The organism is Streptomyces sp. NPDC031497 (assembly GCF_055580905.1).
On sequence record NZ_JBVIKO010000023.1, the window covers coordinates 118,427 to 139,245 of the forward strand.

General features: G+C 66.5%; 16 protein-coding genes and 1 pseudogene. 15 read left to right on the forward strand and 2 right to left on the reverse strand.

Annotation, left to right across the window (positions count from 1 at the left end):
* Positions 1 to 837 precede the first annotated feature (837 nt).
* From ACZ5K7_RS36500 to ACZ5K7_RS36525, 6 genes are all read left to right on the forward strand, one after another.
* Positions 838 to 1,446 (forward strand): hypothetical protein, encoded by a 609-nt coding sequence (locus ACZ5K7_RS36500; RefSeq protein WP_468920635.1) that lies wholly within the window; start codon positions 838 to 840, stop codon positions 1,444 to 1,446.
* The gene (locus tag ACZ5K7_RS36505) at positions 1,443 to 2,054 is read left to right on the forward strand and encodes a toxin (RefSeq protein WP_468920638.1); all 612 of its coding nucleotides are present in this window, start codon (positions 1,443 to 1,445) and stop codon (positions 2,052 to 2,054) included. Before ACZ5K7_RS36500 ends, ACZ5K7_RS36505 begins: the two co-directional genes overlap by 4 nt.
* The gene (locus ACZ5K7_RS36510) at positions 2,051 to 3,238 is read left to right on the forward strand and encodes an MAB_1171c family putative transporter (protein ID WP_468920640.1); all 1,188 of its coding nucleotides are present in this window, start codon (positions 2,051 to 2,053) and stop codon (positions 3,236 to 3,238) included. The genes ACZ5K7_RS36505 and ACZ5K7_RS36510 overlap by 4 nt, the downstream gene beginning before the upstream one ends.
* A complete protein-coding gene (locus ACZ5K7_RS36515; RefSeq protein WP_468920643.1) occupies positions 3,228 to 4,622 on the forward strand; it encodes an FAD-dependent oxidoreductase in 1,395 nt (464 codons plus the stop codon). The genes ACZ5K7_RS36510 and ACZ5K7_RS36515 overlap by 11 nt, the downstream gene beginning before the upstream one ends.
* Before the next feature lie 88 nt (positions 4,623 to 4,710).
* Positions 4,711 to 5,082, forward strand: a complete 372-nt coding sequence (locus ACZ5K7_RS36520) for a hypothetical protein (RefSeq protein ID WP_468920646.1) — start codon at positions 4,711 to 4,713, stop codon at positions 5,080 to 5,082.
* Between the two features lie 182 nt (positions 5,083 to 5,264).
* Positions 5,265 to 5,696 carry a hypothetical protein gene (locus ACZ5K7_RS36525; protein ID WP_468920649.1) on the forward strand — a complete coding sequence of 144 codons (432 nt, stop codon included), beginning with the start codon at positions 5,265 to 5,267 and terminating at the stop codon, positions 5,694 to 5,696.
* A gap of 164 nt (positions 5,697 to 5,860) precedes the next feature.
* Here ACZ5K7_RS36525 and ACZ5K7_RS36530 read toward each other — a convergent pair whose 3' ends face one another.
* Together ACZ5K7_RS36530 and ACZ5K7_RS36535 are read right to left on the reverse strand one after the other, a co-directional pair.
* The gene (locus tag ACZ5K7_RS36530) at positions 5,861 to 6,412 is read right to left on the reverse strand and encodes a GNAT family N-acetyltransferase (protein ID WP_468920652.1); all 552 of its coding nucleotides are present in this window, start codon (positions 6,410 to 6,412) and stop codon (positions 5,861 to 5,863) included.
* A gap of 9 nt (positions 6,413 to 6,421) precedes the next feature.
* Positions 6,422 to 7,789, reverse strand: a complete 1,368-nt coding sequence (locus ACZ5K7_RS36535) for a hypothetical protein (protein ID WP_468920654.1) — start codon at positions 7,787 to 7,789, stop codon at positions 6,422 to 6,424.
* A gap of 277 nt (positions 7,790 to 8,066) precedes the next feature.
* Between ACZ5K7_RS36535 and ACZ5K7_RS36540 the strand changes: the two genes are divergently transcribed.
* From ACZ5K7_RS36540 to ACZ5K7_RS36580, 9 genes and pseudogenes are all read left to right on the forward strand, one after another.
* On the forward strand, positions 8,067 to 8,477 hold the full coding sequence (locus ACZ5K7_RS36540; protein WP_468920657.1) for an ATP-binding protein: 411 nt from the start codon (positions 8,067 to 8,069) through the stop codon (positions 8,475 to 8,477).
* A 151-nt stretch (positions 8,478 to 8,628) separates the two neighbouring features.
* Positions 8,629 to 9,672 carry a hypothetical protein gene (locus ACZ5K7_RS36545; protein WP_468920659.1) on the forward strand — a complete coding sequence of 348 codons (1,044 nt, stop codon included), beginning with the start codon at positions 8,629 to 8,631 and terminating at the stop codon, positions 9,670 to 9,672.
* Between the two features lie 69 nt (positions 9,673 to 9,741).
* Positions 9,742 to 11,256 (forward strand): amino acid permease, encoded by a 1,515-nt coding sequence (locus tag ACZ5K7_RS36550; RefSeq protein WP_468920662.1) that lies wholly within the window; start codon positions 9,742 to 9,744, stop codon positions 11,254 to 11,256.
* A 6-nt stretch (positions 11,257 to 11,262) separates the two neighbouring features.
* On the forward strand, positions 11,263 to 12,630 hold the full coding sequence (locus tag ACZ5K7_RS36555; protein WP_468920664.1) for a glutamine synthetase family protein: 1,368 nt from the start codon (positions 11,263 to 11,265) through the stop codon (positions 12,628 to 12,630).
* Positions 12,631 to 12,770: 140 nt separating this feature from the next.
* Complete coding sequence (locus ACZ5K7_RS36560; RefSeq protein ID WP_468920667.1) at positions 12,771 to 12,983, forward strand: putative ATP-grasp-modified RiPP; 213 nt, start codon at positions 12,771 to 12,773, stop codon at positions 12,981 to 12,983.
* Complete coding sequence (gene tgmB / locus ACZ5K7_RS36565) at positions 12,980 to 13,927, forward strand: ATP-grasp ribosomal peptide maturase (RefSeq protein WP_468920670.1); 948 nt, start codon at positions 12,980 to 12,982, stop codon at positions 13,925 to 13,927. The genes ACZ5K7_RS36560 and tgmB overlap by 4 nt, the downstream gene beginning before the upstream one ends.
* Positions 13,924 to 15,042 carry an ATP-grasp peptide maturase system methyltransferase gene (gene tgmC, locus ACZ5K7_RS36570; protein WP_468920672.1) on the forward strand — a complete coding sequence of 373 codons (1,119 nt, stop codon included), beginning with the start codon at positions 13,924 to 13,926 and terminating at the stop codon, positions 15,040 to 15,042. The genes tgmB and tgmC overlap by 4 nt, the downstream gene beginning before the upstream one ends.
* Positions 15,043 to 15,832: 790 nt before the next feature.
* Positions 15,833 to 16,456 (forward strand): annotated as a pseudogene (locus tag ACZ5K7_RS36575) (DUF2637 domain-containing protein); the annotation flags it as partial.
* A gap of 2,032 nt (positions 16,457 to 18,488) precedes the next feature.
* Positions 18,489 to 20,753: a HEAT repeat domain-containing protein gene (locus ACZ5K7_RS36580; RefSeq protein ID WP_468920675.1), complete on the forward strand. Its 2,265-nt coding sequence runs from the start codon at positions 18,489 to 18,491 to the stop codon at positions 20,751 to 20,753.
* Positions 20,754 to 20,819: the final 66 nt, after the last annotated feature.

A 20,819-nucleotide genomic window follows, 5' to 3' on the forward strand; every position in this document is an offset into this window, starting at 1 on the left:
GCATGGCGTTACGCCAGTCCAGGCACAGCAGCGCAGTTGGCGCCGGCGCGGCGGTGGTGCGGACGCGCGTGGCGCGGCCGATCGGGCTTGAGGCCCGGCGAAGCAGAGTACGCACAGCAGACTCCCTGTGGGATTGGGGAGCTCCAGCACTCGGCGCAGTGAGGCTCTGCGGTCTGGGGACGCTGACGATCTCCCGCAGACCCCGGGCAATCACTATGCTGAGCCCGGCGTGGTAGCACACGCCTGCTTGAGCACCCCAGCTAATTGGTGGGATCCGATCACTGGTGGTGCGGCGGCTCTTCCGAGTCGCGTACGGTGGCCGTTCCCTGATTTGCAGTCAGGAGAGCGGCCACCGGTCTATTGAGTTGTGGCGAGCCGGTGAGGCCCCGTCATGTCCTGCGTGGTCCCCCGCCCCGCACGGCAAGGCCGTGGAGGCGAAGCGCCCGTGGAGTGCGGCGCGCCCGTGTATCTCTGCGCCCGGGTACCGCCGGACAGCGCCGCCCTGCTGGGTTCATGTGGTAGGCACATCGAGACCAGCGCCCGGCGGTGACGTTCACGTCCTGTAGTCGGGCCGCCCGCATTCGATGTTCGCTGATGCTGCTATGTGCAAACCCGCCGTGTCAACAATGGTTTCAAGAAACGCAACGATCGTATTCCGGTGGTGCGGCTTGCAGTGGTTTGCCTGACTCAACAGGGCGCCAAGACAGCCCTTTCCGGGAGAAGAGGCCGGAAAGTTAACGGCCGTTCGTGGCGCAATAACGATCGTTGAGAAGTCTGGGCAGGTGCGCGTAGGCTGCCATGAGCACGACGGAGCGCCACCCCACAGGGAGTACACGGTTGGAGTCACGGACGTCACTCGCGGAGACGCTTGAGCGCCTGAACGTACTCATCGACGAACAAGGTTTGGAACCTTCGGACGTCCTTGACCCGCAGAAGTTGGCAGCTCAGTCGGCTCTCTCGGAGAGCACTGTGCGTTTCCTGCTCGACGGCGGCACTCTGCCTGAGGGGTCCGTCAACGAGCGTGTCAGTGCCCGCCTCAAGGTCGTCGCTGCGGCGTACCTGGAGCGCACCCACGGTCGGATGGCAGAGCTGGCCGCCATCCTCTCCAAGCTGCGGGGAATCTCCGAGGTCTGGGCACGCGCGGTCTGCGAGGGCAAGAAAACGCCCAACGTCGATCTGCTGCACCACTTGGCGAAGTTCTTTGATGTTGGTGGCGAATCTTTCTTTACTGCCCCGGCTGATGAGGCACTCAACCGCGTGCTGCTTCCCGTGCTGGAGCAACTGGAACCTTCTACCCCCGACCCCGTGGCGGCTCTGATGGATCGATACGGGGTGAAGGCAGCGGACCTACGACACCACGGTTCCGTGTCTCGTCCGCAGCTGGAGCGCATTCTTGAAGGAGTCCTGCGGTCGGCTGTACCCCAAGAGGGGGAGGCTGAGCGATGAGCACCAGGGCGATGAAGTCACTGCTGAGCGACATGGGGAGGGAAACACTCAGATCGTTACAGAGGCCGGCCGAGCCCCGGGAAATCATGGAGGGGTTCTGCCGCGCGATGAGCATACGCAAAGCCGGCCGCCGGATCGACCTCAAGTTCGTCTGCTTCCCACCGGATCTTGGGGTGTCAGGACTGCGTCTCGACTTCGGGGACCGGTCTCTCATCGCGGTGGAGGAAGCTACTGCCCCCGAAGCGCAACTGGTCATCCTGGGCCACGAGTTGTGGCACGAGGAGCAGGAGGATCGGGGGCACCACATAGCTGGGCTGCCGGGGGCTGCCCGCACACTCACCGCCGAGCAGCACTCCGACGGGGTGCGTGGGGCTGTCGAGGAGATCCTCACCATGGACGGGATGCCTCGTGAAGCCCTTCCCACCGTTGCAGCCAGGGCCGAATCCACCGACGACCACGAAGTGGATGCCGAAACCTTCGGTTTGCTGTTAGGCCGTGCGGTGCGCCCTTGGATGACGGGCCCGTACGCGGAGGGCCCGGTCAGCGCCGACACAGTCGAGGGACGCATCCACCTCTCCCTCCTCAACCGCGGCGGACACATTCTGTGAGCGGCTTCCGAATCCCCTACGTCATCCCGACTGTCCTGCTGGCTCTCGCCCTATTCCTAAAGTTCCCTACCTTCGTGCGGGCCTGGCGTGACCCCGATGTCCGCGCCACCACACTCCTACTGGCCTTCGACACGGCTGTCCTTGTCGTCATCACCCCCGTCAACATCGAACGCCTCAACGACCTGACCGGCGTTCCCAACATCGCATCGCCGTGGGCGTACTCATTTTTGACCGCATCCTGCGCCACCGGCCTGACCATGATCATAAGGTGGCGGGAGGAACCGTCCGCGCGGCGCCAACGCCGCATGCGCCTGATCTATTGGATCTACGCGGGCGCCTGCGCCGCACTGTGGGTGACGTTCCTGCTGGCCCACGTGCCCGTGCCGCGGATCTATGACCTCGACACCTACTACGCGAGCACGCCCTGGATGCGCGAGCATATTCTGCTGTACATCACCGCCCACATGGTGTCGTCCCTGGTCGCCGTTCCCATGCTCTGGAAGTGGTACCCCGAGGTCGCAAACCGCTGGCTGAAGTCGGGGGTCGTGTGTCTGCAATTCGGCTTCGTCTCCGGCCTCGTGTACGACGCGGTGAAACTGGTGGCGATCGGTGCCCGCTGGTTCGGCCACGACCTGGACGTTCTCAGCACCAAGGCCGCACCGCCCTTCGCCCTCCTAGAAGCCATCCTTGTGGCCGTCGGATTCATCATTCCGCAGGTCGGGCCGTTCACGCAGAAGTGGCTCCGCGACCGCCGTGAGTACCGGCAACTGCGTCCACTGTGGTGGGCCGTACGCGACGTCACTCCCGCCACGGCCCCGCCCCGTCTTGGCCTGTGGGTGCCGTTGGATCTCCGCCTGGTGCAACGCCAGCAGCGCATCCACGACACCCTCCGTCTGCTCGTCCCGTACCTCGACCGCCACGTCTATGAGTCGGCGCGCGGCTCCGCGCCTGCCACGTCCACCAAGGAACAGGCCCAGGGACTGGCCGGCGCCGTCACCCTTCGGATAGCTCTCGACGCCCACCGCGACGGCGCGCCCTCTCAGCCGAGCACTGATCCACATCTCGGCACGCAGTTCACCGCGCACATACATGACATTTCGCAGGCCCTGCGTCAGCAGCGCCTTGTCGACAGCATCCGCCAACAGGTGGCCAGCATAGAAAGTGTCAACAGACATGCCTCGTAGCGCCACTCGCCGGCCCACCGCTGTCGTCATCGGTGCCAGCGCGACCGGTCTGTTCGCCGCTGCTGCGCTCACGGGATTCGCCGACGTCACCATCGTCGAACGCGACCACCTGCCGGACGGGCCCACGGGCCGCCGTGGCGTTCCTCAAGCACGGCACGCACATCTGGTGTGGAGTGGGGGCGTGGCGGCCTTCGACGAGCTTCTACCCGGCGTTATCGACGATGTCGTCGCCCGGGGTGGACGCCTGGTCCACATCATGGGCGAGATGGTCTCCCGCGCACCCAATGAAGTGTGGTTCCGGCGCTTCCTGTCCACACATCACCGCAACCTCGTCTGTTCCCGCAATCTGCTGGACGCGGCACTGCGCGATCGCGTCCTGGCGGGCGAGCATGTCACCGTGCACCAGGGCACTTCGGCGCTGGGTCTGGAGGGCGACGCCAACCGCATTACCGGTGTCAGGCTGCGCCGCGATGATGGCGACCTCACGCTGGCCGCGGACCTGGTCGTCGACGCGTCCGGTCGTGGGTCCCGCGCGCCCCAGTGGCTCGAAGGCCTCGGACTGGCCAAAGTCACCGAACGGAAAGTCGACGCCGGCCTCGCCTACGCCACCCGCCTTTTTCGCGCCCCCAAGGGCATCGGCGACTCCCTCTTCCCTCTTATCAACGTCCAAGCCAACCCCGCCAAGAGCCCGGGCCGGGGCGGCATAATCCTGCCCATCGAGGACGGCCAGTGGATCGTCACCCTCGGTGGCACCCGCGGCGGCGAGCCCACCAGTGACCCCGACGCCTTCGTCGACTACGCGCTTGGACTCGGCGACCCCATCATCGGTGAACTCCTCAAGAACGCCGAACCCCTCGGAGACGTCGCCACCACCCGCGCCACCGCCAACCAGCGCCGCTACTACGAGAAAGCCAAGCAGTGGCCCGACGGCTTCGTTGTCCTCGGCGACGCCATCGCAGGCTACAACCCCGTGTACGGGCACGGACTCACCGTCGCCGCCCAGTGCGCCCTTGCCGTCCGCGGCATCCTGCACACCACATCACTCACCGCGCCCGGAACCGCCCAGCGTCTGCAGGGTGCTGCCGCACGCCCCGTCGGCGCCGCGTGGGATCTGGCCGTCGGGCAGGATGCCTTCTACCCCGATGCCACCGACACTCCGCCCAGGGCCCTGGATCGCTTTCTTGCCTGGTTCGTCGACCGCGCTGTGGAGACCGGCGCCACAAACCCCCGCGCGCTGAGCGCCCTCCTGGACGTAATGAGCATGGAACAGCCCCCCACGCGGCTGTTCTCGTCGGACATGCTCGTCCCAATGCTGTTCGGCCCGAAGAAGCCTCCTCTGGCAGGCCCGCCTCTCAGCGAGACCGAGCGGAAAGCTACGGAATGATGACTGAGTAGGCCACACAATGAGCCCATTCCAACTTCAGGCAACTGCTGATCAGCGCTGTGTCATGGGCATCTGATAGACCCTGGCTATGACGTTCTTGGCGGTGGTCGAGGGTGATGCGGGCGGATGGCACGTCGATCGGGATGCGCTGACAGAGGCGATCCGTGCTCGGTGGGCTGAGGTCGAGATCGATTCGTCGCACCGTAGTGAAGTACTCAGTCTCATCTGGGGGTTCGAAACGGAGAACGGCCCGGGTGAGGCGTATCTGCACGAGGACGGTACCTGCCTGTACATGGACGTTTGGGAAGAGGATGCGATCTGGTTGGCGATCGCCTTCCGTAGGCTGACACCCATGCACCTTGACCTGGTGTTCTGCGATGAGGGCTACACCTTCGACGTGCGTCTGCCAACCGGGACCACCGAGGCCGAACTGATGACCCTGGTGAATGCTGCTGGCTGAGCTCAGCGAGCAGTGGCGAGGTGGAGGACCAGTACGGCCTTCTCGGTGTCGGTGATACGGGTCGTGCTGCGCCGGAGCTTCCGCAGCAGGCGCCACTGCTTCAGGGCAGCCATGGCCTCGCGGCAAGGACGCAGAGACCGTTCGTCGATCTGGACGCCGTTGCGGACGGGTACTACGCGGAGGTGGGATGGAGCATCGCCACACTCCGCGAGCGCATAGCCGCCGTCGGACGCCTTGCGGCCGAAGCCGAGTGGGAACCAGCCCGAGCACACGCCGTGGCCCGTGCTGTCGCCGACAACCCCGGAGCCGTCATCGCGCTGGGCGCAGGCCATACCAGCTACACCGATGACCAACAGCTGGCCGCGGTCCGCACTGCACTGAGCTGCTGCCCCGACGTCATCAGGCTCCTGCCCTCTCCTAACCGTGAGACCTCACTGCACGTCCTACGGCAGCGCTGCACGGTGAGCAAGGGCCGATCCTGGATCATCGACGGGCACGACTTCCTCGCCTACTGGCTCGACGACCACGGCATCCAACTGGTCGCGAAACGGACGATCTACACGCTGGACGAGACCCCCGCCCAGACCGCCGCACGACTTCTCCGAGACACCTGATCAAGACACGACGAACACAACAGACCCACAGGTATTGACGATTAATCGACTGTGGATACGGTCTACGAACGGCCGCACATGGTTGTACAGGAGGAAACGATCGACCGGGTGCCTGTCAGTGGGTTCACCGACGGCCAGTCGACGACGGCTAAGGTCGCGGCCGGTCAGAGGGGAAAGCGCCACTCGCGGTCAAGGATCGCGTGGACGACGGAGTCCCGCCACTGGTTGGCCTTCAACACATGCTCGCGAATTGTTCCTTCCTTGATCATGCCCGCCGCAGTCATCGTCTTGGCCGACGCCTCGTTCAGGGGGGACCGCGCCCCCCACACCCGGTGAAGACCGAGGTCGTCGAATGCTACGGCCAGGAGCAGCCCCACTGTTTCCCGTCCGTAGCCCACACCCCATGCGTCCGGGCGGAGCGCGAACCCCATGGTGGCGCCACGCTGTTGATGAGGGTCGAGGGCCAGGCGACCGAACCCAATCAGCTGGTCGGTGTCCCGTTCGACGACAGCGAGCGCGTACTCGGTGCGGGGGCCGGCGGCGGCCGCGGCGATTGACCGGGCCACGATCTGACCGACCTGCTCACGGGTGCGGGGCTCGAAGCTCAGGTGCTCCGTGGCCTCCGGGCTGCCATAGATGGCAAGCACAGCCTCGACGTCATCGAGGGCGAGTTCCCGCAGGCGGAGCCGTGAGCTGGTGCGATCAATCGGGTGCATGCGCGGACTCTACCCGCGGGGCAGAGCCGGACGGATGACAGGGAAAGCCTCGATCTCCGCGCTCAGGTCCCGCGCGGTGACGGCTGTACGGACTGGTCCCCGCATGAGGGCGGCTCGCACCCTCTGCGCGCTGACGACGATGCCGTTGTTGCGGTGCGACGCAGGCAGTGCGAGGACGGGCCGAATCGCTTCTGCAGCGCCATCCACGTCGCCGGCATGCAGGCGAATGAGTGACAGATTGCACTGAGCTCCGGCGAGATCACCGAACGCCCAGTTGGGGTCTGTCGGATCGCTAAAGCCTCGTACGGCCTGCTCCGCTTCGGCGGCCAGGTCCGTGTTGCCTTGGCCGAGGAGGGCTCCCGCCTCCACCGTGTAGTACAGCTGTTTCTCGGGGGCATAGGTGAACAGGCCGCCGAGCGCATCCAGGTCGTCCGGGGTGACGTGGTCGCGCCGGACGTACGCCAGACCGTTGGCGGCGCGCACGGTCTCCTCGTCACCAAGCACCGCCGCTGCGCGCGCCTTGAGGCCGAGCAGCCACAGGCCAACGGTGCCGCGCTCGTCCGATGCGGTCTCCTCGCCCTGGCTCGCGAAGTGGTAGGCGTCCTCGGGCCGGTCCGCCCAGTAGGCGATGAGGCTCTTGAGCCCGAGGGTGAGAGCGATAAGCCCGTCGTGTTCTGCGTCGCGGGCGCACGCCGCAGCGACTCGGGTCATCGTGGTGGCCTGGTTGGGGTCTTCCATGTCGTTGAAGCCCTTGGCCACGAGGAAGGAGAGCATGGCGGCCTTCGCGTACAAGTCCCGCAGCTGCGAGGGGCGTACACGGCCGCCGTCCAGGAGCCGGAACACCTGGTCGTGGGCCTCCAGCAGATCGGGCCAGATCGTCGACAGCGGCTGTCGTGGGTACTCGGTGATCAGGCGGTGCACCTCGTCGTCGAGTAGACCCAGCGTGTCTTCGCCCACCCGGCCGCGGTCCTGCCCCATGAGAAACTGCTTCGCGCGTAGCACAGCCATTGCGCCCGTCCTTTTCATATCGCTCAGGTCCGCGCCTGGCTCGGCGCGGACATCCGTCATTGACGTGCTGGTCACCGGCACAAATTTGGGTTCGCCGCCGTCCGGAGCCTCCGACCACAGGTCTTCGATGCTGTAGCCCAGCATCTCGACGAGTACGGCACGGAACGACCGTTGAGGCTTGCGTTCGTGGTAGAGCCAGCCCTCGATGGTTTTCGGGGCTGGTTCGTCCGCCTGCGGGCCGCCTACCTGAGAAGCGGCTGCCCGGTACGCCCGGAGGAAGTCGTCGGGGTGTCGGATGCCACGCTTCTCGCAGATCTGCCGGAAGAACAACATAACGACGCCTCCCACTTGGTCCGGCTCCCACGTCACACACCGACGGTAGAACGCTGCCCCATCAAGTTGCCCTCTACAGGCGGCCTTTAGCGATTCCGAGGGAAACCCGAGGACGTTCCGAGGGAGGAAGAAATCATTCCGTCCAAGTCCGAGGGCAGTTTGGGGGTAGATCCGTCCGCGCCGTGTTGCCACGCTCGTAACGCCCTCGCTGAGAGTGTTCGGACGCGACCAGGGAGTTTCCCTCATGCCCCCAAAGCCTGCCGGATCGACAAGCCTGCTGGAGGCGCCCCCTCTGGTACCGATCCGATATCCCGTGACGGACGGTTTCGACATCTCGATGCCGGCGGCTGCGGCGAGCGTCAGGCAGGCACGACGGGTCGCGCGGGCCTGGTGCCGATACTGCCGGGTGCCGGACGACCTGATCGACACCGTGCTTCTCATCGTCTCCGAGATGTGCGCGAACGCTATCCTGCACGGCAGGTCGGACAGCGTCGGCGTACGGGCTTGGATGCCAGCCTTCGGCGTACTTCGCATCGAGGTCGCCGACTACACCCCCTCCCAGCCCCCCGCGGTACAGCGTCCATCCGCCAGCAGCGAGAACGGCCGCGGCCTGCTTCTGGTCGACGCTGTGGCGGCGGCCGCGGGCGGTAGCTGGGGATTCACCGCAGACGGCACCCGCGCCTGGTGCACGCTCCCGCTGCCCACGGAGACCACCGCAACCTGATCACACCTTCTCGACCCAAGCCCCGAAAGCCTCGACCCGAGATCCCGCAAATCCCTACGCCCACCTCCAATCTCAAGGCTTCCCCATGCCTGATTCCTTAGCGACCGGTGCCGTGTTCACACACCTCGATGCCCACGGCACCCCCGATGACATGCATCTGATCGTCAGCCCGGTTGGTGCAGATGCTGACCTGCGTAATGCCTTACAGGACCTTCAACTGGGGCGCTACCACGCCGCGCGAGAGCTACTCAGAATGACCGGCCGCAACTGGGGGCTGCGGACGTGCCGCAGCCAGCTGCTGGCCGCCGGCGCCACCGAGCCGGGTGTCTTCAAGACGTGGCTGGACGATGAGCCGAGCGACCCAGACGCGGCGATGATGTGGGCGCGGGTGCTGTCTCGAGCCGCGCTCAACGCCCACCGCAGGGGCAAGAACAGAGACGTGGTGGAGCGCGCTGCCCAGTGGGCCGTGCAGGCGTGCAATAGGGCCAGCGAACTGTTACCGGCGTGTCCGGTGCCGTGGGTCGACCGACTCCAGCTCACGCAACTTCCGTACCGCGCCGACTACTTTGACCCGCACGCACAGAGCCGCCCGATCCCGTGGGACGCGCTGCCCTCAGCGGCTGACGGTGGCGATCACGGGATGTATCACCGCGGTCCCTGGCCCCTTCTGTGGGAGATCAACGCCCGCCACCCGGGTAACCGCGAGGGCTACCACCGCATGCGCCAGTACTTCCAGACGCATAGAGGTACCGGGGCCGCGATGGACTTCTCCTGCTGGATGGTGCTCTCGGAGCCGCCCGGCCCGGACCTGTGGCTCCTGCCCGTGTACGCCTTGGTGGACAAGTACCGCAAAGAGCACGGGGAGAACCGCGCGACGGGCTCACTGCGGTTCTGGCAGACGGCGAACGCCGGACTCCACGCCACCAACGCCTACAGCAAGTGGTTCGCCGAGATCCCGCCCGCCGATTACCCGTGGGTGTCCATGGCCGACCTCAGCCACCTCGCCCACGCCCTGGTCGCGAACGGCGAAACCCGAATGGCTGCCGATGTGCTGCGGGCCATGGGCCCCTACGTCGTTGCCCAGCCCTGGGAGGACGTCAACAAGATCCTGGGCCGCTCCAAGGACTGGCGAGACGAGTTCCTCATGACCCGCGCCTCCACGCTGCGCCGCTGGCCCTCCAAGTCCTCTACCTGAACGCAGCCCCCACTGGCGATCAACGCCTCCTATCTGTCCTTTCCTCCTACCCTCGAAAGTGGATCTCTGGTGTCTCACAGAAGAACCAGCACTCTGCCCACCGATGACGACGTCCTGGCCGAGCTCGGGATCAAACCCGAGCTGAACCGCCGGATAGGCGTCTTCGGGAACTTCGCGATCAGCCTCGCGGTGATCTGCATCCTGGCCGGCGGCATGAGCCTGTTCGGGTTCGGCATGAGTCACGGCGGTCCCGTGGTCATGCTCGGCACCTGGGTCGGTATCGGCTTCTTCACTCTGCTGGTGGGCCTGTCCCTCGCCGACGTCGTCTCCGCTTACCCGACCTCGGGCGGCCCCTACTTCATGGCCGAGAAGCTCGGCGGGGCGCGCTGGGGTTGGATGGCCGGCTGGCTGAACCTGCTGGGCCTGCTGGGGGCGATCGCTGGCATCGACTACGGCGCGGCGGCCTTCACGGGAGCGTTCGCGCAGATGCAGTGGGGTGTCACCCCCACGCCCGGCACCACCATGCTGCTGTTCGGCGTCATCCTCCTGGTGCACGGGCTGCTCAACTCCGCAGGCGTCCGTCTCGTCACCGTATTGAACGCGATCTCCGTGTGGTGGCAGCTCGGTGGAGTCGCCGTCATCGTCGGCGCCCTCACCTTCGCCCCGGCCAAGCACCAGAGCGTGTCCTTCGTGTTCACGCATTTCCACAACGACACAGGCTTCTCCAGCCCGCTCTACGTCGTGCTGGTCGGCGCCCTGGTGGCTGGATACACGTTCTGCGGCTACGACGCCTCCGCTCACGTCGCCGAGGAGACCACCAACGCCCAGATGTCTGCCCCGAAGGGCATCGTCCGCTCCATCTGGGTGTCGTGGGTGGCCGGGTTCGTCCTCCTCGCCGGCATGCTGTTCGCGATCCAGGACTACACGGCCACGCAGAACACGCCGACCGGGGTCCCGCCCGCGCAGATCTTCCTCGACGTGCTGGGCGCCTCGGGCGCCAAGGCGCTGCTCCTGGTCGTGATCGTGGCCATGCTGTTCTGCGGCAACGCCGAGGTCGCCGCGTGCAGCCGCATGGTCTACGCGTTCTCCCGCAGCCGCGCCCTGCCGGGATGGCAGAGCTGGCGGCTGGTCAACTCGCGGACCAAGACACCGACCCGGGCGGTCTGGTTCGCCGTCGTGGTGCCGTTCGCGCTGGCTCTGCCCGCGCTGTGGTCCCCGGCCGCCTACGGGGCGATCACTGCGATCAACGCCGTCGGCATGATCCCCGCGTACGGGATCCCGGTCTACCTCGCCCTGAAGAAGGGCCGCCACTACCAGCCGGGGCCGTGGAGCCTGGGCCGCTGGCGCCGGCCGATCGCCGTCGTCGCCGTCACCTACGTCGTCGTGATCACCGTCGTGTTCTGCCTGCCGCAGTCCACCCCGATCACCACCACCACCTTCAACTACGCCGGGGTGACCATGCTGGCCGCCCTGCTGCTGGCCTGGGGGACCTGGGTGACCCGCGGCAAGAAGTCCTACCAGCTCACCGCCGCCCGCACTGCCCAGCCCGGCGAAGCCTTGCTGACCGAGCACGAAAGTTTCTGACCTGCGATGACTACCGAACTTTTTCCCGAAGATCTCACCGGACGCGTCGACCTGGACGCGCTGAAGGACCCCATGCGCCACGGCACCATCCGCACGGTGATGGCGGCCATCCCCGACATGCGCGGACACCTCAAGGGCAAGCGGCTCAGCAGCCTCGCCCTTCTCGAACGGCTCGGCGACACCGGCGGCAATCGTGTGGCGGAGGCCTGCGCCTACATCCTGGCCACCAACGCCGACATGGACCCGCTCACCGGATTCGACCTGACCGGCTGGGACGATGGCTTCCAGGACATGGGCGTCGATGCGGACTGGCTCTCACTGCGGGTGCTGCCCTACATGTCCGGGCTCGCCCTGGTCCACTGCGACGCCGTCGACGCCGATGGCGCGTCCATCGAGGTCGCGCCCCGCCAGATACTGCGCCGTGAGCTGGAGAGACTCTCCAAGCTCGGCTACCAGGTGAAGATCGGCCTGGAGAGCGAGTTCGCCCTCTACCAAGGCTCCGAGCCGGCCGTCAGCCGCAACATCGACTACGACTTCGATCTCCCACCGCAGATCGCAACGTTCCTCGGCCACCTGGAGACGGTCCTGCCGGACGCCGGCGTGCCCATCGAGGCAGTGAAACCCGAGGGCGCTCCCGGACAGTTCGAGGTAACCTTCCCCTACACCAGCGCGTCGCCCCTGGAGGCCTGCGACAACTACACGGTCTACCGGCACGCGCTGCGCCACGTCGCCCAGCAGCACGGCATGACCGCCTCCTTCATGGCCGCTCCGGAAACCGGTGTCGGCAGCGGCCTGCACCTGCACCTGTCCCTGTGGGGGGACGGCCGACCGGCCTTCGCGACCAACTCCCACCGGGACGTGCCGCCCGAGGCCATGGGGCACAGCATCGCCGGACTCATCGACGCGATGCCGCGCCTGGCACCGCTGTATGCGCCGACCACCAACTCGTACAAGCGGTACGCCACCCGGCACTCGTTCGCCCCCTACTTCATGAGCTGGGGCCCCGACAACCGCGGCTGTGCAATACGCACGGCTGGCCACGGGCAGGGCACGCACCTGGAGATCCGGCTGGGCGGCGCCGACGCCAACCCCTACCTGCTGACCGCCGCCGCGCTGGCCTCCATCGCCCACGGCCTCGACAAGAAGCTGGCCCCGCCACCCCCATGCCTGGGTGACGCCTACGCCGACCGATCGTCCCTGCCTCTCCCACGGGACCTCGCCGAAGGCCTAAGGGACTTCCAGACCAGCACGCTCGCACACGACCTGCTCGGTACGCCGCTCGTCGTCCACTACAGCCGGGCCGCCCAGAGCGAGCTCGACGAGCAGCGCCGCACGGTCACCGACGTCGAACGCCACCGCCGCGTCACCGCCTGACACACGCACAGCGGACCGCTCACCCGGCGATCCGACCGTCCACTTCAAGGAGTGCAATGTTCGCTCACTCTGATCGTCTCCCCACCGGGCCCGCCATATCGACCGGGGCCTTCACTCCACGTCCGTGGGGGATCAACCGCATGGCGCCGTACCCCACGATGGCGCCCGGCTACACCTCAGCCGCTCTGGATCCCGACACCCAGACCGCCGTCTTCTTCAACGAGTTGTGCCAGGTCCTGGACATGGGCAAGCACAACACCAGCACCGGCACGAGCCCGACCACAGGGACCAGCCCGGACGGGCAGGGCCAAGGGCAAACGGACGCCGACACCGGAAGCGACAGCGACCAGTGACCAACCCGCATCCGGTGCTGGTCGTCACCGGCTTGTACGACCCCACCGCCGACGTGGTGATCCGTGAACTGCACGACCGTGGCGTCCCGGTCGTGCGATTCGACTCCGGGGACTTCCCGGCATCACTGTCGGTGGAGGCACAGATCACCCAGGACGGCATCGCCGGCCGACTCGACACGCCGTCGCGTTCCGTCGATCTGGCCGCCGTCCGCTCCCTCTACTACCGTCGGCCGACCGGCTTCGCCTTCCCGCACCTCTCCGAGCAAGATGCGCGGTTCGCCGTCACCCAGGCCCGATACGGCCTCGGAGGCGTGATCGCCTCGCTTCCCCACTGCCGGTACGTCAACCACCCGCACTACACCGGAGACGCGGAGTTCAAACCGTCCGGGCTCGCCGTGGCCGCCCGGTCCGGCTTCCTGGTGCCGCCCACACTCATCACATCCAAACCGGACGCCGCCCGAACCTTCATCAAGCGCAATGGTCCGGTCATCTACAAGCCGCTGTCCAACCCCGTCTACCTTGTCGACGGCGCCTCCCAGGTCGTCAAGGTCGCCGAGGTCACCGCCGAGGACATCGACGACAGCGTGGGCGGCACCGCGCACCTGTTCCAGCAGCGGGTCGAGAAGACCGCGGACGTCCGTGTGACCGTCATCGGACGGCAGATCTTCTGCGTCCGGATCGACTCCGACCTCCTCGACTGGCGCACCGACTACAGCCGCCTGCGCTACACCCCCGTCTCGCCGCCGTCGGGGATCGAGCCAGCGCTCTACGAGTACCTGGACCACTTCCAGCTCCTCTTCGGAGCATTTGACTTCGCCGTGGACACCGGCGGGCGATGGTGGTTCCTGGAATGCAACCCATCCGGCCAGTGGTATTGGCTGGAGCCCGAAACCGGCCTGCCGATGCGTGCGGCCATGGCCGACCTCCTGGAGAGGAAATCGTGAAAGACCCGGAAGAGCTCCACCGGCTACTCCTCAACACCCTTTACGCCAAGGGGGCCCTGCGCACACAGCCGTGGAGGAACGCCGCCGCGGCAGTGCACCGCCACGAGTTCCTCCACGGCGGGTTCTTCCGCCCGATGCCCAACTCGCAGCCCCCCGCCTGGGGCCCTGTTGTAGAAGGCTGGCCGGAGTGGCTTGAGGGCTGCTACGCCGACGAGTCCCTGGTGACGCAGATCGCCGGCACCATCACAGCCACCGACATCCGCGGCGAGATCATGCGCGAGCCGACCAGCTCCAGCACGTTGCCCTCCCTCGTGCTGCGCATGCTGGAGGACCTCCTCGTCGAGCCGGGGATGAATGTGCTGGAGATCGGTACCGGCACCGGCTACTCCACGGCCCTCCTCTGCGCGCGTCTGGGCGAGGAGCACGTCACCTCGATCGAGTACGACGATGAGGTGGCCGCACGGGCTCAGGCAGCCCTCGGCCGGCAGGAGATGTATCCCGGGCTCGTGCGGGGTGACGGTCTGCTCGGCTACGTGCCGCGGGCGCCGTACGACAGGGTGATTGCAACCTGCGGCGTGCGTAGCGTTCCTCAGGCCTGGATCGAGCAGACACGGCCTGGCGGCCTGATCCTGGTCTGCGTCGGCGGCTGGCTCAATGCCTCGGAGCTGGCACGGTTGACTGTCGGCGAGGACGGCACGGCGTCAGGGCCCCTGCTTGGTGGCGACATCAGCTTCATGCTTGGCCGCCCTCAACTGCCGCCCCCGCTCGGCCTCCTTCCCGACCTGTCGGAAGGGGACGAGCGCAAAGCCCCTCTCGCGTTCAACCCCTTGATCGACTGGACATCCCGCTTCGTCATTCAGGCCGCCATCCCCAACGCACAGCGTCTGACCATTGATAACGACGGACGCACCGAGGAGGTCTTGGTCGACGTCAGCACCGGGTCCTGGGCCGCGCTCTACGCAGATGGCGACCGGTGGATCGTCCGCCAGGCGGGCCCGGAGCATCTTTGGGACCGAGCCGAGGAACAGCTCACCCGTTGGCAGGCGGATGGCCAGCCGCCACTGACCCAGTTCACCCTCCACGTCACCCCGGAAGAACAGACCTTCACCTGGTAGTCCCTGGGGGGTCGTACACCCGAGACGGACCCGGGCCCGCCCCCCCCCACACACACACAAGCCGCCCGGCATCGACACACCGGACGGGGAGACATCTGGAATCCGCTAACATCCCCGGTCAGACGAGATACGCCTCCCACCGCGACGGGACGCTGCCCAGGCGAGGCAACCGGGATGCAACCCACAGCCTGTCGGCTGCGTGCTCTTTGGGCTTCACCAAGGCACGTCCCGCGGGCGCCAATTCATGAAACCTTTCTAGCGAAGGCCCGAAATGGCTGCACGAGTGACGAGCTGGAAGGGCCAAGGGGGGCCATTTCGGGCCGCTTTCACAGGAGGCGGTGTTCACAGACCGAGGCCGCTTCGAGGCTTCGAGGCACCTCGGTTGCTCCAAATGACGTCGACGTGGCCCCCAGGGCGAGTGGCTGAAGGTCAGCGCGTAGCGCAGCCCCCAGCGCTCGCCGCCTACCGGGCGTCGCGGCGGCGCCTCGCCCGCGAACTGATCGGTCTGTCCCTGGCCGGCGTCGGAACGGTCGGCCCGCAAACGGAAAATCATTTAGTGCAGCGAGATGTAGTGGGAAGATCGCAGCACCATTCACTTCCGATTGTCCAGGTATCTGGGCCGGGGCGAGCCAACCCCACCCCGGACATGGGAGTGTGAGTCTTTCGCACAGTGAAGCGCCAGACGGGACACAGGGGGCGTAGCAGCATCGTGGCGACCGCGGGCAACGGCGAGAAGCAGGGACTCACCCGAGCACAACGAATCCTCATCGGTGTGGTCGTGACCGGCGCGATGACCATCGCCGGCATCGGCTTCGCCGGCTCGTACGCGGCCGTCCGAGAGCTGGCCATCAAGAAGGGCTTCGGGAACTTCGCCTACGTCTTCCCGATCGGCATCGACGCGGGCATCTGCGTCCTGCTCGCCCTGGACCTGCTGCTGACCTGGATCCGCATCCCCTTCCCGCTGCTGCGGCAGACGGCCTGGCTGCTGACCGTCGCGACAATCGCCTTCAACGGCGCGGCGGCCTGGCCGGACCCGCTGGGCGTCGGCATGCACGCGGTGATCCCGATCCTGTTCGTGGTCGCCGTCGAGGCCGCCCGCCACGCGATCGGCCGGATCGCGGACATCACGGCGGACAAGCACATGGAGGGGGTCCGCCTCACCCGGTGGCTGCTCTCGCCGGTCCCCACGTTCCTCCTGTGGCGCCGGATGAAGCTGTGGGAGCTGCGCTCCTACGACCAGGTCATCAAGCTGGAGCAGGATCGACTCGTCTACCAGGCCCGCCTTCGGTCACGTTTCGGGCGCGCCTGGCGCCGCAAGGCCCCGGTGGAGTCCCTGATGCCGCTCCGGCTGGCCAGATACGGAATCCGCCTCCGTGACACCGCAGCCGCCGGCCTCGCTGCCGCTGGCATCGAGGCCCCTGCTGAACTGGGCGTGGAAGCAGGCCCCACCCAGCCCGGCCAGCGCATCGAGTTGCCGTACGAAGCGCCAGCACTCACCGGGCGCGGTCAAGCGGAGCCGCACGAAGCCACGCCGGGGGCAGACTCACGAACGAACGCCCGACAGCCGATCCCGACGCCCCGTGCGTCGGACCCTCAGCAGTACGCGGACCGGTACGCCGGGCCGTATGAGGACTTCCTCGCCCAGTTTCAGGCCGAGCCCACACCAACCCAGTGGGCACTATGGCTTCGGGACCGCTACAGCATCTCCACCGGTACCGGTGAACCCCTCTCTGAGGAGCAACTGGCGCCGCTGCTCCAGGCACTCCAGATGCGGTACGCAGCCCGTGCCGCACAGCAGCTCACGGACGTCCAGCAGACGGCAGCCGCCGACCAGTCCTGGGGGGACTACTTCTACAGCGCCTGGCGCAGCTTCCAGCAGGACCACGGCTTCCGTCCCACCCCCGACGCGCTCGCCGCCTACGTGTACGAGCGGGACTTCATCACGAACGACCGCGGAAGACCTATCAGCGGCGAGGACCTGGTGGAGTTCATCACCGCCTTCCATGAGCGAGACACCGACGAGCAGCGTCCCGATCTCGGCACGGATCCCGGAGACGCCGAGGTCGGCCAGACGTATCCCCGTGGCCAGTTTGTCGACCAAGAGACGCGTCAGGACCTCCTGCGTGTGCCAGCTCAGGCGGCCGCGGCCCAGAGCCCGCTACGTGTGAACGCCCCGATCGACGAGCAGTCGGCAGACGGACAGGCTTCCCCGGACGCGCCGGGCGTGCCGAGCACGGTCGACCGCTACTACCTTGCATGGATCGAATACCAGACCAGCCGCGGTACCTCGTCGCCGACCTCAACACGAGAAGCCGAGGAGCTGTCCGCCTACCTCGCCGACAGGGGCATGCTGGGACGCGGTGACAAGCCGGTCAACCCCGCTACCCTGCGCCGCTACCTCCTGCAGTTTCGCGTCTACACCGTCTGGGCCGCGCAGCGCGCCGACGTCGATCAGCCGTCCCACGAGGCCGTTGCGCAGGAGTGCGCAGTCCGAGGAATCACCGCACAGTACAAGCGGCCCATCACCGCGGACTACGTCGCCGGAGAGACCGAGGACTTTGAGCGGCGCTGGCAAGCGCTGACCAGGCACCGCACGAGCCACGTACACAACACCACCGACAGCCAAGCCGGCTGACTGCCGAGCAACCTGCACAATCAGAAAACGCCCAGGTCACTGGGGGAATGCGCAGCCGTCGAAGGGCACTGCGCAGATCTTGCCGACACTCCCGGGATCGATCTCGCGGGGCACCGTGGTCCCTCATACCGGCTTGCGCAGGACTGACGGCTGGGGCGAGTGGTGTGCTGCCAACCGTCAATGTTGTGCGCTGCGGCGGATGCCGTAGCGCACACCCACGGAAGTCCCCCCTCCGGAGGTCAGTCCGTTCGCTGATCATCTGCGGCCGGCGGTGACAGCGGCTCCTCGCCGTGTGCATCCCGCAGCTCTGCCATCCGAGGCTTCGCCGGATTGACGCGAGACCTTCCGTGCGGGGCAGATGGTGCGGACTGTCCGTCCGACTCCGGCACCGGCCGGAGTCGGGTGCTTGCGGGCCGGGCCACGATCCGCGTGACGGCCGCGGCAATGAGTGCTGCTGCCAGCGCTCCGAGGAGTTCCGGAGCTGCCGCCCACAAGACCTGCACGACCAGGTCCTGCAGGCCCGCTGAAGCCGGTCCGTGCACAGGCGCCGACGTCTGGCACGTGATGTCGATGTTCATGGGCTTGCTGTCCTCCACGTCGTTCCCCGGCTTCCCTGCGAAGCCAGGCGAGGTGAGGCGACAATGGGGGGCGAGTCAAAAGCCGCCAACCGGCCGTGGGACAGGCTGGGATCGTCTGGGACGGCGCCGCGAAACTCGCAGGCTGGCGGGGGAAGGTGCGGGAATCCCATGGCTGTCCCAGGGACACGTCGGGACGATCTGGGACGGGCTCCTACCAACGCGAGGTTCGGGGAATGATGAGTCAGGCCGCTGTTGGGCCCGATGCTGGACAGGCATACGCCCGTTTCCTTCAACGTCAAGTCGATGAAGCCGGGCTCCCGCTGCACGAGATCGAGCAAGCTTTCGGGCGGCTGAAGAGGAAGCTGGAGCAGGGGGCTACCGCGGAGGGCCCGGACAGGGTGTCTGCAGCGGAAGTACTGGGGACGCGCACGTCGACGTCGTCGCTGTCGCGTTACCTCACAGGGCAGGCTACGCCACCTGCAATCCGGCCGTTCACCCGCGAATTCTTGAAGATCACGACAAGGGCTGCCGGTCTGTCCCGCGACAGGTACGTGGAGCTCTGCAGAATCGCCTCTCGGCTTATCGATGCCCTTATTGATGAGAAGCCCAAGCGCGGCGTACCGACGTCTGCGGGCCGCGAAGGCGCGGCCGTCGACAACGACGTGCGAGACGCGACGATCGCTCATCTGCGCGCCGAGGTGGAGCTCCGTGACGCCCTCAATGCTGAGGAGCGGCTGCGCAGCGAGCTAGTGGACGTCTCCTTCCTGTCTGTGACGTTGTTGCGGATCATCGCTGTCTTGCGCGACTTGATCTCCGAGCAGATCCTGCGGGAGGCCAGGGCGCATCAGCAGAGGGTCGGTCCGGAACTCGATCGCCTCCAGGCCACGACAGCACAGGCTCAGGCCTTCAAATCCGCGGCGCAGGAACAGTACGACCGGACCGTTGCTCTGCTCCGTGATCTCGAGTGTCTGTGGGAACAAGCCCAGACCGACGCCATACGTGCTTCACGGCACCCAGGTGTGGCCGGCGTCCTGCGCCAGGATCGCGATTCCCACCAAGCGCTCCCACTGTCTGTAACACCACAGGAACTGCTTGCCCAGTTAGCTCTGGAAGACATCGGTGGTGCCCTGCGCACGGCGCACGACACCTACATGCAGAAGAAGCTCATGGCGCAGGAGATGCAGAAGACCGTGGTGGCAGCGGACTCGGGTAACAGCTCCAGCTCCGATGACGAGTTGGCGGTACTGGTGGCGGCCGCCGGGCTGACGGTTGCCGAGTTCCGCTTGCTCGCCTTGAGCACGCTTCTTTGTGACTGGCCGGACAGCGACGAGGCGCAGGCTGTTGTGCTGCGCCTTATCCACGACCCAGCACCTGATGTCCGGTTGCTCGCCATTGGCCAGCTGGGGGCACGATGGGCAGGTAGTGAGACGGCTCTGGACGGCCTGCTTGCAGTTGCTCAGGCTTCTCCGGCGCTGGAAGCGGGGGAGAAGAGCCGAGTGGCAGCGGCGCGGATTCTTGCCCAGAACTGGCCTGACGATCAGCGTGTCCGAGAGACTCTGATCCGTCTCGTCCGGGACAGAGACGCTGTTGTCCGAGAAGTAGCTGTGTGGAACCTCGCAGTGGTGTGCCCCGGCGACCGGGAGTCCCGTGACGCGTTGATCCGTGTACTGCACGATCAGGATCAAACCGTTCGGACGGCTGTCTGTCGCGCGCTGGCCGGTGGGTGGGCAGGCGATACGGAGTCCCGTGACGCGTTGATCCGTGCAGTGCACGATCAGGATCGAACCGTCCAGACGGCTGTGTGTAGCGCGCTGGCTGGTGGGTGGGCAGGCGATACGGAATCCAGCAAGGCTCTCCTGGATGTGGCCGCTATGACTCCGGACGCATACCAACAGCGCGGAGTGGTGCACCTGCTCGCTTCCGGCTGGCCTGGCCATCAGGCAGTCCGGGATTTCCTGTTCACCCTCGCCCGACAGGGCCCCGAGGACGTGCGATTCTCCACCGTGGCCACGATGGCGGTCACATGGGTGGGCGATCATGACGTCGCCGTTGATCTAGTGGGCTTGACGGACGACGACGACGAGGATGTAAGGCATAGTGCCATCAAGGGCCTCATCGAGGTGTGGCACCTGGCTCATGGAGTGCGCGACGTGCTCAGTAGCCGGGCCGCAGACCCCGAACCCCACACTCGGCTTGCTGCACTCAAGAAACTGGCGGAGCTGGGGAATTACGACGACGAGATCGTCGAGGTTCTTCGCCGCCTGACGACTGACGAAGTCGAGGCCGTGCGGGTTGCCGCGGCAATCAGCCTGGTGCGCGAGCGGCCAGACGACGCCGTCTGCCAGTCGATCATCCTGCAGCTCGCCGACAAATCAGAAAGCCCCGATCACGAACTTGAAGCCGTTCTCATCCACTTGGCCAAGGCGGCTAAGGACGTGGATGTAAGGGCTGCTGCTGCGGATCACTTGTTCCGGGGGATGCCGGCCGAGACGTCTTAGCTCAGATCGGACCGCGGGACTGTATTCGCCGAAGCACAGAAGGGTCCATGGTGCCTGGCACGCTGC

What these genes read in the sequence shown, in the direction of transcription:
- ACZ5K7_RS36520 (WP_468920646.1), top strand. Translation starts at nt 4,711, where the DNA reads ATGACGTTCTTGGCGGTGGTCGAGGGTGATGCGGGCGGATGGCACGTC.
- ACZ5K7_RS36505 (WP_468920638.1), top strand. Translation starts at nt 1,443, where the DNA reads ATGAGCACCAGGGCGATGAAGTCACTGCTGAGCGACATGGGGAGGGAA.
- ACZ5K7_RS36555 (WP_468920664.1), top strand. Translation starts at nt 11,263, where the DNA reads ATGACTACCGAACTTTTTCCCGAAGATCTCACCGGACGCGTCGACCTG.
- ACZ5K7_RS36515 (WP_468920643.1), top strand. Translation starts at nt 3,228, where the DNA reads ATGCCTCGTAGCGCCACTCGCCGGCCCACCGCTGTCGTCATCGGTGCC.
- ACZ5K7_RS36560 (WP_468920667.1), top strand. Translation starts at nt 12,771, where the DNA reads ATGGCGCCGTACCCCACGATGGCGCCCGGCTACACCTCAGCCGCTCTG.
- ACZ5K7_RS36530 (WP_468920652.1), bottom strand. Translation starts at nt 6,412, where the DNA reads ATGCACCCGATTGATCGCACCAGCTCACGGCTCCGCCTGCGGGAACTC.
- ACZ5K7_RS36580 (WP_468920675.1), top strand. Translation starts at nt 18,489, where the DNA reads ATGATGAGTCAGGCCGCTGTTGGGCCCGATGCTGGACAGGCATACGCC.
- ACZ5K7_RS36545 (WP_468920659.1), top strand. Translation starts at nt 8,629, where the DNA reads ATGCATCTGATCGTCAGCCCGGTTGGTGCAGATGCTGACCTGCGTAAT.